The 12,494-nt window shown below is 60.0% G+C and carries 10 protein-coding genes, 1 tRNA gene and 2 pseudogenes; 10 read left to right on the top strand and 3 right to left on the bottom strand.

Translation table 11 applies throughout. From position 1 onward, the window contains the following. Window positions 1-100 precede the first annotated feature (100 nt). A complete protein-coding gene (locus QA644_RS02080; protein ID WP_239595460.1) occupies window positions 101-2,053 on the top strand; it encodes an acetoacetate--CoA ligase in 1,953 nt (650 codons plus the stop codon). A 218-nt stretch (window positions 2,054-2,271) separates the two neighbouring features. On the opposite strand, the gene QA644_RS02085 is transcribed toward QA644_RS02080, so the two are convergent. After that, window positions 2,272-5,814, bottom strand: a complete 3,543-nt coding sequence (locus QA644_RS02085; protein ID WP_283070863.1) for an ATP-binding protein — start codon at window positions 5,812-5,814, stop codon at window positions 2,272-2,274. A 215-nt stretch (window positions 5,815-6,029) separates the two neighbouring features. Here QA644_RS02085 and QA644_RS02090 point away from each other — a divergent pair, with 215 nt between their 5' ends. The 5 genes from QA644_RS02090 to QA644_RS02110 all read left to right on the top strand — a co-directional run bounded on the left by QA644_RS02090 (window position 6,030) and on the right by QA644_RS02110 (window position 7,897). Beyond that, window positions 6,030-6,479, top strand: a complete 450-nt coding sequence (locus QA644_RS02090; RefSeq protein ID WP_039844018.1) for a phasin — start codon at window positions 6,030-6,032, stop codon at window positions 6,477-6,479. 130 nt (window positions 6,480-6,609) lie between these two features. Further along, a tRNA-His gene (locus QA644_RS02095) sits at window positions 6,610-6,686 on the top strand. Between the two features lie 202 nt (window positions 6,687-6,888). Continuing rightward, the gene (locus QA644_RS02100; protein ID WP_022717225.1) at window positions 6,889-7,134 is read left to right on the top strand and encodes a helix-turn-helix transcriptional regulator; all 246 of its coding nucleotides are present in this window, start codon (window positions 6,889-6,891) and stop codon (window positions 7,132-7,134) included. 135 nt (window positions 7,135-7,269) lie between these two features. Further along, the gene (locus QA644_RS02105) at window positions 7,270-7,707 is read left to right on the top strand and encodes a DUF4174 domain-containing protein (protein ID WP_283070864.1); all 438 of its coding nucleotides are present in this window, start codon (window positions 7,270-7,272) and stop codon (window positions 7,705-7,707) included. A gap of 25 nt (window positions 7,708-7,732) precedes the next feature. Continuing rightward, window positions 7,733-7,897 carry a hypothetical protein gene (locus tag QA644_RS02110; RefSeq protein WP_239595455.1) on the top strand — a complete coding sequence of 55 codons (165 nt, stop codon included), beginning with the start codon at window positions 7,733-7,735 and terminating at the stop codon, window positions 7,895-7,897. On the opposite strand, the gene QA644_RS02115 is transcribed toward QA644_RS02110, so the two are convergent. Beyond that, window positions 7,894-8,775, bottom strand: a complete 882-nt coding sequence (locus QA644_RS02115; protein WP_283070865.1) for a LysR family transcriptional regulator — start codon at window positions 8,773-8,775, stop codon at window positions 7,894-7,896. The genes QA644_RS02110 and QA644_RS02115 overlap by 4 nt on opposite strands. Then, the gene (locus QA644_RS02120) at window positions 8,772-9,137 is read right to left on the bottom strand and encodes an antibiotic biosynthesis monooxygenase (protein WP_283070867.1); all 366 of its coding nucleotides are present in this window, start codon (window positions 9,135-9,137) and stop codon (window positions 8,772-8,774) included. Before QA644_RS02120 ends, QA644_RS02115 begins: the two co-directional genes overlap by 4 nt. 199 nt (window positions 9,138-9,336) lie before the next feature. Here QA644_RS02120 and QA644_RS02125 point away from each other — a divergent pair, with 199 nt between their 5' ends. The 4 genes and pseudogenes from QA644_RS02125 (at window position 9,337) to rirA (ending at window position 12,474) form a co-directional block, all read left to right on the top strand. Next, window positions 9,337-10,833, top strand: coding sequence for a CoA-acylating methylmalonate-semialdehyde dehydrogenase (locus tag QA644_RS02125; protein ID WP_283070869.1), 1,497 nt, complete (start codon window positions 9,337-9,339; stop codon window positions 10,831-10,833). 155 nt (window positions 10,834-10,988) lie between these two features. Then, window positions 10,989-11,427, top strand: a pseudogene (locus QA644_RS02130) (DUF898 family protein); the annotation flags it as partial. Continuing rightward, a pseudogene (locus QA644_RS02135) lies at window positions 11,424-11,869 on the top strand (M48 family metallopeptidase); the annotation flags it as partial. The pseudogenes QA644_RS02130 and QA644_RS02135, both read left to right, overlap by 4 nt. Before the next feature lie 128 nt (window positions 11,870-11,997). Next, complete coding sequence (rirA, locus tag QA644_RS02140) at window positions 11,998-12,474, top strand: iron-responsive transcriptional regulator RirA (RefSeq protein WP_074066732.1); 477 nt, start codon at window positions 11,998-12,000, stop codon at window positions 12,472-12,474. Window positions 12,475-12,494 lie beyond the last annotated feature (20 nt).

Below are 12,494 nucleotides of genomic sequence, written 5' to 3' on the forward strand. Positions count from 1 at the left end.
AAGATATATGCAAATCTCGGTGAGCCTGCGTCCGAAAGCGATGCACACTTTATAATGCGGTGCAGCATGGTATATAGCGGATAATAGGGGAGGAGATTAAATGAGTGACACCGTGCCGCTTTGGGTGCCTTCGAAAGAGTCGATTGAGGCAAGCCCGATGCATGCCTTCGTGCAGCGCTGCAACGCCGAGTTTGGCCAAGAGTTCGAGACCTATCTGGACCTTCATGCCTGGTCGATCGATGAGCCCGAAAAGTTCTGGACCTCGGTTTGGGCGTTTTGCGGTGTGAAGGGGGAGCAGGGCGCACGAGCGCTCGCCGACGGTGATCTCATGCTCAAGGCTCGTTTCTTTCCTGATGCGAAGCTGAACTTCGCCGAGAACCTGCTCTCGAGCGAAGGGCCGGCTGACGCGATCGTCTTCCGCGGCGAGGACAAGGTGGAATATCGCTGGTCGTGGGACCGGCTGCATGCGCTCGTATCCCAGCTGCAGCAAGCCTACCGCGCGCTCGGCATTGGCGAGGGGGATCGCATCGCCGCGATGATGCCCAACATGCCGGAGACGGTCGCCTGCATGCTGGCCGCCGCCTCGATCGGTGCCATATGGTCGTCCTGTTCACCGGATTTCGGCGAACAGGGCGTGCTCGACCGCTTCGGCCAGATCGGCCCCAAGCTCTTCATTGCCTGCGACGCCTATTGGTATGGCGGCAAGCTGCAGGATGTGAAGGCGAAGGTTGCTTCGGTCGCAAGGAGCCTCGGTGCGCCGGTCGTGATTGTCCACTATGCCGGCGATGCCGCAGCGGTTGCGAGCGAGACCCCGAAGGCCAAGACGCTGGAAGAATTCATCAAACCTTACCAGCCAAAAGCCGTCGAGTTCGTGCGGCTTCCCTTCGCGCATCCGCTTTATATTCTCTTCTCCTCCGGCACCACCGGCGTGCCGAAATGCATCGTTCATTCCGCTGGCGGCACGCTATTGCAGCATCTGAAGGAGCATGTGCTGCATTGCGGCCTGAAGCGTGGCGAGAGGCTCTTCTATTTCACCACATGCGGCTGGATGATGTGGAACTGGCTTGTGAGCGGCCTTGCGGTGGGTGTCACGCTTTGCCTGTTCGACGGCTCGCCCTTCGCGCCGGACGGCAATGTGCTCTTCGACTATGCGCAGGCTGAAGACTTCGCGGTCTTCGGCACTTCCGCGAAATATATCGACGCGGTGCGCAAGGGCGGGCTGACGCCGCGCACCACCCATGATCTTTCGAGCCTGCGTCTCATGACATCCACGGGATCGCCGCTTTCGCCCGAAGGCTTCACTTTCGTCTATGAAGGCATCAAGGAAGACATCCAGCTAGCCTCCATCTCGGGCGGCACGGATATCGTCTCGTGCTTCGTGCTGGGCAATCCGCTGCAGCCGGTCTGGCGCGGCGAAATCCAGGGGGCGGGCCTCGGCCTTGCCGTCGACGTATGGGACGATGAAGGCAAGCCTGTGCGCCAGCAGAAGGGCGAACTGGTCTGCACCAAGGCCTTCCCGTCGATGCCGGTCGGCTTCTGGAACGATCCGGACGGCGCGAAATACAAAGCGGCCTATTTCGAGCGCTTCGAAAATATCTGGTGCCATGGCGATTTCGCCGAATGGACGGAGCATGGCGGCCTTGTCATTCATGGCCGCTCCGACGCGACGCTCAACCCCGGCGGTGTGCGCATCGGCACCGCCGAGATCTACAATCAGGTCGAGCAGATGGAAGAGGTGGCCGAAGCGCTCTGCATCGGCCAGGATTGGGAAGACGACGTCCGGGTGGTGCTTTTCGTTCGCCTCGCGCCGGGCGCCGCATTGACGGACGACCTCGTCAAGGCCATCAAGACCCGCATCCGCACCGGGGCCTCGCCGCGCCATGTGCCGGCGAAGATCATCGCGGTCCGCGATATTCCGCGCACCAAATCCGGCAAGATCGTCGAGCTTGCGGTGCGCGAGGTCGTGCACGGGCGGCCGGTGAAAAACAAAGAGGCGCTCGCCAATCCCGAGGCGCTCGACCTTTTCGTCGGGCTCGAGGAATTGCGCGTCTGATTTCAATCAAATGCACCCAAACTATAAGCTATCGTTTGATAGTTTCCGTCGCCTGGAAACCTTTCGTTAAGAAAGGTTGGTCAAAGGTAAAAGAAGTTGGGGCTGCGCATGAACGAAGCAGCTTGCCTGCGGGCTCCCGAAACATGATGTTGATCGACTAAGCTCTTGTTGAACAGCACCAAATTCCAGGCAGCCATTCGTGGCTGCCTTTTTTTGATTCAGCCTGCCAGCACGCGCTGTGACGGGAAGGTGACCTCAACCAGCGTGCCCTCGTTCGGGGCCGAATTGATCGAGAAGATTGCCCGGTTTGCATCCACCATCGCCTTGGTCAGCGGCAAGCCGAGACCCGTACCGTCGCCGCGGTGGCGCGACTGGGCGGAAACCTGCCGGAACGGCTTCATCGCTTGGTCGAGTTCGCTGCGCGTCATGCCGATGCCGGTATCGCGCACACGCAGCACGACGCTGCCATTCGCTTCATATGACGTTGAAACCACGATCTGACCGCCTGACGGTGTGAAGCGGATGGCGTTGGAAAGGATGTTGAGGGCGATCTGCTTGACGGAGCGGAGATCGGCAACGACATTCGGCACCGACTGCGACAGCGCCGTGCGGATTATGACGCGTTGTCCGTTTGCCTGCGGCTGGACCAGAGCCACGGCCTCCGAAATCGCCTCGTTGAGGCCGACGGATACGAAATCGAGATCCATCTCGCCCGCTTCGATCTTCGAGATATCGAGCAGATCGTTGACAATATCGAGAACATGGCGGCCCGAGCGGCCGATGTCGTTCGCATATTCGATGTAGCGCGGATGGCCGATCGGTCCGAAGCGCTCGCTCGCCATCATGTCCGAGAAGCCGATGATGGCGTTGAGCGGCGTGCGGATTTCATGGCTGATGCGCGCCAGGAAATCCGTTTTGTGGGCATTCGCCGTTTCGGCGGCGCCCTTCGCATTGCGAAGCTCGTCCTCGGTGCGCTTCCACTGGGTGATGTCGCGGATGACGGCGCAATAGCCGCTCGAGGAGGTGAGCCGGCCCATGGTCATGAACAGCGGAACAAAGCCGCCAGATGACTCGCGGCCGATCACCTCACGCCCGTCGTTCAGAACGCTTGCGACGCCATGGCCAGAAAGGCCGTTCAGATAGTCGAGCACCGCCTTCTGGCTCTCATGCGCAAAGAGCATCACGAAGGGTTTGCCGCGGGTCTCTTCCTCATCATAGTTGAAAAGCGCGCTTGCCGAGCGGTTCATCGATCGGATGTCGCCTTCTGCGCCGATGACGACCACGCCGTCCGTCGCCGTTTCCAGGATGGAGCGAAGTTCTTCCACCTCGACCTGCAGCTTGGCGACCTTTTCGACCATGCGGTCGGAACGGATGTCCGGACGGGTTTCTTCGTTCTGAGCCGGCGCGATGTCGCTTCCCTCGACAGGCATCAGCGCCAGCATGAGCGCGCTGGATTCTTCCCAGCGGATCGATTGCAGGCGGGCGGTGACCGGTACGAGCGAGTCGTCGGCCGTCACGAGCACCATTGCGCCCGGGCGTCCCGCTTTTTCATCCAAGTCGCGGCGTTGAAGCAGCGCGTCGATCCCACCCACATCGCTGAGATCCTCAAGCGAAGCATAGCCGGTCAGACGCATGAATTCGGGATTGGCGTGGATCAGCGCATCGCCGGCATGGACGAGCACGGCAACCGGCAACTGGTCGACGGTGTTGGCCGATAGCCCGTCCGTCATCTTCACCCGCGGCGGGATGGCACTGTGCAGCACTTCGATCGGGCTGAAGGTTTCGTGCAGGCCCTCGGTGGCGTCGTCCTCACTCGGCTCGGGCGTTTCGACGTGCTCTTCCGCTCGCTCCGCTGCATCGGCCGGTTCTTCGGCGGCCGTGCTCGCGCTCTCGAAGATTGCCTCGTTCGGCTCGCCTTCGGATGCAGCTCCTGCCGGCTCTGTGGTAGCCGGGCTCTCTGCAGCATCGGGCTCGGCGGGAGCCGGCTCATCGTCGCGAACGCCGAAAGCCTCCAGGCGTTTGGCGATCTCGCGGAAGTTTGCCTGCTCGGCCGCGCTCAGCGTCGGGCCTGCACCATGGAGTTGAACGATCTTGTCCGTCAGCCGGCGGCTCGGCGTTTCCACCACGCGCAGGACTGGCGGCTCTTCGCGAGGCACGGTTTCGGAGGCTGCCTCGGGCTCAGGTGCGGCTTCCGGCACTTCCGGCTGGGGCTGCACGTCGGATGCCTCCGGAGCAGCCACTTCCGGCGGCTGTTCGAGGCTGGCCGTGTCGCGGCCGAAGGCATCGGCGCCGAGCGTCAGACCGAGCGCCAGCGGATCCTCGGTGGCATCGGAAAGCCGGACAACGCCGAAGCCGCGGAAGCCGTCGAACTCCCGGCTGCGCGTATAGGTCGGCAGCGCGGCGAGATCGACGGGAACGGTCAGGCTCGTCCCCTCGATCGGCCAATGGATCGTCTTGCCTGACCATGTGTCCCGGCGCTCGAGTGCTTCGGCGATCTTGCCTTCGGGATCGAGGTTGAAGAGTGCCGCAATGTCGGTAAAGGCAACGCCGATGATATTGGCTGCGTGTGGACCAACGGCGTCGGCGAATTCACCCGACACTTCGCTGAAGTGGCCGTCGGCGTCGATCTTCCACACAAAGCGCGTCGCGCGGCTGTTTGGCTTGAACGCAAAGCCGTTTGCTGTCGGCGGGGCGGCGACCTTGTCTTGGCCGTCATCTTCGGTTTCGTGCCCCGGATTGCTACCGGCAGGTTCGATCTCGCGCCGCACCTCGGCATCGGCAGGCTCTGTGCCGGTCTCCGCGTCTACCGTATCGTCGCCGGCCGGCTCAGCGCGGTCGGTAAGCGGCATCTCGGGTTCGGACAGGATAAACTCTTCGGGTTCTTCGTGGTCGATGAGCGGCTCATCTGCGGCTTCCGCTACGGGCTTGGTTTCCTCGCCGTCGACAATTTCCAGCCCTTCTTCGACGTCCTCGATATGCGCAACTGCATTGAGCGCGTCGTCGAATTTCGCGCCCTTCGGCTCGTCGATATGGTTAACGGCGGCTGTGGATAACGGCTCTTCCGGCGCTGCCGCGTCGATCGGGTCGAGATTGCCAAGCACGGTTTCGACGGCAAAGAGAAGATTGAGCGCCGGTTCGTCGCTGAGCTTGCCGACGGCAGCGGGCAGGTAACCCTTGCCGGTTGCGACCGGCCGCTTGACGAGCCGGTCGGGATGGGCGCCTGCAAGGTTCGTCAGCGTCTTGGCGGTCTGCTGGGTGATGCCGAGCGACGCAAAGCCGGGCGAGGACGCAATGACGTCGCCTTCCGCGCCGATCACGGCCATATGCGTATCGGGATCGTCGAGCCCCTGTAGCATTCTCGCTGCGGTTTCTGCGGCAGGAAGCGGTTGTGAAGAAACAGGAACCGAGAACAAAATGCCGCGCTCGCCGGACGAAAGCCCGATCATTTCGGCCGTTGCTTGGGCCGGAGCCCGCTGGAAGCCTTTGGCGATCCGGATCATTAGGCTTCTGGTGTCGCCGATCGCGGCGAGCTGGCGAGCGGTCGTCTCGATCTGGCGGAAGGTGATGTCGCTGCGATTCACGCCCTGATCGAGAAGATCATACACGGCGGTCTGGCTGAAGAGTTCCGCGCCGGCGCCATTGGCCCAGAGCAGGCGGGAAAGGTCGGCCGAGAAAAGCACCATTGCTTCGCCACGCGAAAAGCGTTCCCGCACCCGTTGATGCACGGCAATGTCGATGAACGGGTATTGGACTGCGGGCATGTCGGAACCTTGTCCCTTTCGGCCTCTTGAAAAATTAACAGTCTATTAATAACGACGCGCCGGAAATGGGTCCAGCGTGGGGGTCGGGTTTCGGGTGGAAAGGTTAATTCGTTGTGCGACGCACAATTATGTTGCAATGCACAATGGAATGCCTTATATAAGATATATCCAAACTATGCAGGCGTTATCCGCCTGAACCCAAGGAGCTTAATTCGATGGCTAACATAAAGATCGACGACGTTTTTTCAATGTCCTCCTTCGACCCGTCCAAGTTCGCCGAATCCTTCCGCGACTTCGCGGAAAAAGGCGCCCAGCAGTCGCGTGAGGCCTATGCAAAGATGAAGGCCGCCGGCGAAGATGCGGGCAAGACCCTCGAAGCCACGGTTCAGACCGCGCAGGCCGGCACGGTCGAAATCGGCCTGAAGGCGATCGACGCACTCCGCACGAACGCTGAAAATTCCCTCTCGCACATGGAAGCTCTGCTCGGTGTGAAGTCGATTGCAGAACTCGTCGAACTTCAGACCGCTTTCCTGCGCAAGCAGGCGGAACTGACCGTCGAGCAAGCGAAGTCGATGCAGGAAACCTCCAAGCAGGTTGCCGAGAAGCTCGCAAAGCCCAGCAAGGAAGCCGCCGAAAAGGTCATGGCCTCCTTTAAGGCTGCCTGATCCCATACGGGTGCAATCAAACAAAAGGCTGGACCGTATGTCCGGCCTTTTTGTACATTGAGGGGAGATAGGACTTGAATTAATTTCCAAGTCCTCGTATGTGACCCCCGTCGCGCCGGGCGCGATTTGTGCGGTTGTAGCTCAGTTGGTTAGAGCGCAGGTTTGTGGCACCTGAGGTCGGTGGTTCGAGACCACCCAACCGTACCATTCCTCTCAAAAAACCGAAATTCGGCAGATCCACTTCGGCCGTCCGGCTTGTTATCTGCTGAACTATTGCCCTCTGGCACCGGCTCCCTATCTAGCCACCGCAGCGCAGGTAAACTTTGTGTTATATTGCGTTGCAAAATGTGAGCCGGAATGTCATTTTGTGCCGGGGGTTACATCAGAGTGCTTTTAGAAGGAGACTTTAATGTCCATTTCTCTCAAGAATCTGGATGAATCCAAAGCGACGGTGGTTTCCGCGATGAACGTTGCCGCCGAGGTCAGGAAAGCGCGTGAGGCCGTTGGGTACAGCGTAGATGATCTGGCGGTCACCTGTGGCCTCGTCACCAATGAAATCATCGAAATCGAAAATGGGGAAAATGCAGATCCTGCAAAATTGCGGCGCATTGCTGCCGCCTTGCAGGTTCCGCCGTCCGATTTCGTTCCTCTGTAAGGCTACACTGTGAACGAACTAAAAAGCCGGTCAAATTTTGACCGGCTTTTTTTTTTCGGCTTTGCGCCATGCCGTCCGAAATGATGGAACCTGCCCATCCTCCCGCCGTTTTACAGGTGACGGGAGAGAATGAGAATGTCAAAAACGCTTCTTTACGGTGCAACCAAGGTCGAGGAGACGGATGGCGCTCAGGCGCCGGTCGCAAGCCTCGAAGAGTTCCGGTGGAAGAGCCGGGTTCTGGTCATTTTCGCCGACAGGGACAATAGCCGCGCTGCGCGCCAGGAAAACCAGCTGCTTGCCGATCGCACCGGCTTGGGCGAGCGCGACATGGTCGTTTTCAAGATTTCCGGCAGCACAGTCAAGCCGATCTTCGGCGCAGGCGGCAATCTAAATGAAGGGGCGCTTCGAAAGGAGCTTGGGACTCCCGATGCTGGTGAATTCGGAGCCGCCCTTGTCGGCAAGGATGGGACGGTGAAGCTCAAGGTGAGCGAGCCGGTGAGCAACGGCGAACTCTTTGCCATCATCGACAGCATGCCGATGCGTGCGGCCGAAGCCCTGAAACCCGACAAGTGAGCAAATCGAAGACGGAAGGAGCAGGATGTCCGTTCCCAACGAACCTATCCCCGATCAGCCACCGATGCCCGGGCCTGGCTGGAAACCGGAGCCGCCTGTCAAGGAGCCGGATCCCGATCGCCTGCCGGATGAGACGCCCAATCCCAATCCGGACGAAAACGACGAGCCTCCAAAACAGGCCGGCAGTTAGAGAAATATCTGCCGTTCCGCGCCGACCAGTTCCTGAAGAAAGTCGGCGACGGTGCGTACGCGCACCAGATCGCGGGCGCTCTCGTGATAGGTCGTCCAGTAGGCACGCCGGATCGAGACATCGGGCAGGATACGAACCAGTTCGTCATACTGCCGGGCGATGTAGTCGTGCAAGATTCCGATGCCGGCGCCGGAACGCACCGCTTCGGTCTGACCGGTCGCCGAGGAGATCTCAAAGCCAGCGCTCCAGTTGCGCATGACCTCGCCGGTGAAATTCAGCGATTGAGAGAAGAGCAGGTCCTCGACATAACCGATGCGGCGATGCTGCTTGAGCGCCTCGTTGTTGTCGGGCATGCCGTTTTGTTCGGCGTAACCGCGCGAGGCGTAGAGCCCCAGCGTATAGTCGGTCAGCTTTGAAGATACGAGCCGACCCTGTTCGGGCCGTTCCAGCGTGATGGCGATGTCCGCCTCGCGTTGCGAGAGTGAAAAGGAGCGCGGCACTGGCACCAACTGGATTTTGAGCTCCGGATGACGCTCGATCAGCCGTCCGATACGCGGGGCCAAAAAGGAAACGCCGAAGCCGTCCGGCGCCCCGACGCGGACCGTGCCAGCGATAGCCGTGTCTGTGCGGCCGAGGTTGGCCTGCGCGGCGAGCATTTCCGTCTCCATCCGCTCTGCCGAGGCGAGGAACACTTCGCCTTCGGCAGTCAGTTCGCAGCCATTGGTGCGGCGAGTGAAGAGGCGAGTCTTTAGTGCCTCCTCGAGCGACGTCACGCGCCGCGAGAGGGTGGCGTGGTTAAGCCCCAGCCGCTTGGAGGCGGCAAGGATCTGCCCCGTTCTCGCTACGGCGAGGAAGATGCGGACGTCGTCCCAATTCATGTCCTTAAGTCCTTGCCCGAGTCCCGAACCTCCGTCGCCAAGTGATCGCCGGTCTTAGCGCGCAGAATGACGGGATCGACATCAATGAGTGAAAGCGACCTGACCATGCGGGCGGTCGACGTCTTGTACTTGAGGAAATGCGGCGTCTGGAGATGCGCTTCGTAGTCCTCCTGGCTGGCATAGACTTCGAAGATGCAGATTTTTTCCGGACGATCCTTGATCGAGACCGCGTATAGGGTCAGCACGCCTCGTTCGGACGTGACCGACGCCTCGATTTCTTCAGCCAGGAGCGTACGATAGGCATCGAGCTCCGCAGGGTCTATCTCCAGTTCCGCCATTCTCACGACACGTTTGCCGCTCATCGATGGACGACCTCCTCTTGCGTTCGGCCTCTTGCGCGCGCGGCTGTCCAGGGTTGCGCCTTGGAGAAGGCCTGCTGGAGGAGTGCACGCACGTTAGGGCTTCGATTTTTGCACAACGGTTGCTTATCGCATTGCATTGATTTGTGCAAATTGAAGTGCGATGATGCGCTATCAACGGAAATCAAGAGGAGGCACATCCATGCGTGAGATCGGTCATTTCATTGGCGGCAAGCATGTTGGGGGCAAAAGCGGCCGCAGCAGCAACGTCTACAACCCGGCAACCGGTGAGGTTCAGGCGACGGTGGCGCTCGCAAGCGTCGAGGAAATCCGTGCCGCGGTCGAAAACGCCAAGGCGGCGCAGCCAAAGTGGGCCGCAACCAATCCGCAGCGCCGCGCCCGCGTCTTCTTCAAGTTCGTGGAACTCTTGAACAAGCATATGGACGAGCTTGCCGAGCTGCTCTCCAGGGAGCACGGCAAGACCGTTGAAGACTCCAAGGGCGATATCGTCCGCGGTCTTGAAGTCTGCGAGTTCGTCTGCGGTATCCCGCATCTGCAAAAGGGCGAATTCACCGAAGGCGCAGGTCCGGCGATCGACATGTATTCCCTGCGCCAGGCCGTTGGCATTGGCGCTGGCATCACGCCATTCAACTTCCCAGCCATGATCCCGATGTGGATGTTTGCGCCGGCAATCGCCTGCGGCAACGCCTTCATCCTCAAGCCCTCCGAGCGCGACCCGTCCGTTCCTCTGCGTCTGGCCGAACTGATGATCGAAGCCGGACTTCCGGCCGGCATCCTGAACGTCGTCAACGGCGACAAGGCCGCCGTCGATGCGATCCTGACGGACCCGGATATCGGCGCCGTCACCTTCGTCGGTTCCACGCCGATCGCCCGTTACGTCTATGGCACCGCCGCCATGAACGGCAAGCGTGCCCAGTGCTTCGGCGGCGCGAAGAACCACATGATCATCATGCCGGATGCCGACTTGGACCAGGCCGTCAACGCGCTGATGGGCGCAGGCTACGGTTCGGCTGGCGAACGCTGCATGGCGATCTCGGTTGCGGTTCCCGTCGGTGAGGAAACCGCAAACCGCCTCGTCGAGAAGCTGACCCCGAAGATCGAGTCGCTTCGCATCGGCCCTTATACCGATGAGAAGGCCGACATGGGACCGCTCGTCACCAAGGAAGCCTATGCCCGCGTCAATAGCCTGATCGATCGCGGCGTCGAGCAGGGCGCGAAACTCGTCGTCGACGGCCGTGGCTTCAAGCTGCAGGGTTATGAAGACGGCTATTTCGTCGGCGGTTCGCTCTTCGATCACGTCACGCCTAACATGGATATCTACAAGACCGAAATCTTCGGACCTGTGCTTTCAGTCGTTCGCGCCAAGAACTACGAAGAGGCCCTCGATCTGCCGATGAAGCACGAATATGGCAACGGGGTCGCCATCTATACCCGCGACGGCGATGCCGCCCGCGACTTCGCCTCGCGCATCAATATTGGCATGATCGGCATCAACGTCCCGATCCCGGTTCCGCTCGCCTACCACTCCTTCGGCGGCTGGAAGGCCTCCAGCTTCGGCGACCTCAACCAGCACGGTACGGACTCGATCAAGTTCTGGACCAAGACCAAGACCGTCACCGCCCGCTGGCCGTCAGGCATCAAGGACGGCGCTGAATTCGTCATGCCGACGATGAAGTAGTATCGAAAAGCAAGTGAATACCGATTGGGGGCCGCGGCCCCCAATTTTGCGATTTTAAGTTGTTAAATTTGCATACGTGCTTCTCAACATGAGGAAGAGTGGCTCGTTTTCGCCCAGACGCCGTATAGGCCGGCGAAGGGGTAGGGAAACAGCGAATGCTTTTTAAGCACCAGATGCTGGCGGACACGCCGGCAAATCCGTTTCAACGCGCGAAATTCACGGGCAGCGCTTCGGAGTATTTCGGCATCTGGATCGTGAACGTGCTTCTCACGATCGTCACGCTGGGTATTTGTTCGGCCTGGGCGAAGGTTCGCCGCAACCGGTATTTCTATCGCTTATGGCCTGGCAGCCCTTGTCTATCGCGCAGCGGTTCACAACATCGTCTGGTCATCTATGACCATCGATGGGCGTCACCAGCTCAGTAGCGATCTGGGTCGCGGACATTATGCCTGGATCGCTCTGTCGAATTTGCTGGTAACCATCTGCACCTTCGGTCTGATGCGCCCTTGGGCGGCGGTGCGTCAGGCACGTTACATTGTCGAGCATACCGCAATCCGTGTCGACGGAGAGATAGATGAGGTTGTCACCGCTTTGCGCTTCCGGACGGCATATCGTCCTGACGGATGAACTCGTGGAATTGGCAGGCGGCGACACCGAAATGATTGCCGCCGTTCTTGCCCACGAAATCGGCCATGTCGAGCATAAGTACAGCCTGCGTCAAATCTATCGCGCCGCCGGCATCGCTGGCTTGGTAATGCTGATTGCGGGAGACGTCGGCTCACGTGTTGAAGATGTCCTGACCCAAGGCGGTGGATTGCTGGCGCTTTCCTACTCGCGATCCGCCGAAAGCGAAGCCGATCGCAGGTCCGTCGACCTCATGAGAAGGTCCGGTATGGACCCGGCCGCGATCGTGCGCTTTTTCGATATGATCGAGACGAAGCTCGGCGACCACTCCGAAACCAGCATGCTCTCCACCCATCCCGGTACGCCAGAGAGGAAAGAGGCCATCCTGAAATACGCCGGAAACGCCGACTGAAATGGCGCGGCCGTGGCTGGCGGTGCAAACGTGAATGTAAATTTCATATTTTGGAATTGTTCAAAACTACGAAAGCCACTATATAGCATCCATCCGGGTATCCAGCCCACGCGATTCAGGAGAACGGCATGCGATTGACGAAGCAGACCAACTATGCGGTTCGCATGTTGATGTATTGCGCTGCCAATGAAGGACATCTGAGCCGGATTCCCGAAATTGCCAAGGCATACGGGGTTTCTGAACTCTTTCTATTCAAGATTCTGCAGCCGCTGAATAAGGCGGGCCTGGTCGAAACCGTCCGGGGCCGCAACGGTGGCGTCCGGCTCGGCAAACCGGCGAAGGAGATCAGCCTCTTCGACGTCGTCAAAGTGACCGAAGACAGCTTTGCGATGGCCGAGTGCTTCGAAGACGGCGCGGTCGAATGCCCGCTGGTCGACAGCTGCGGTCTGAACACGGCGCTGCGCAAGGCGCTCAACGCCTTCTTCGACGTGCTGGCCGAATATTCGATCGACGATCTCGTAAGGGCGCGCCCGCAGATCAACTTTCTTCTCGGCCTGACTGGCGAAGGTTACCGCAAACCCGCCATCAGCGCTCCGGCTGCCTGACGCCTGACACGTAATAGTCG

It is taken from the genome of Rhizobium sp. CC1099 (genome assembly GCF_029714385.1).
Taxonomy (GTDB): domain Bacteria; phylum Pseudomonadota; class Alphaproteobacteria; order Rhizobiales; family Rhizobiaceae; genus Rhizobium.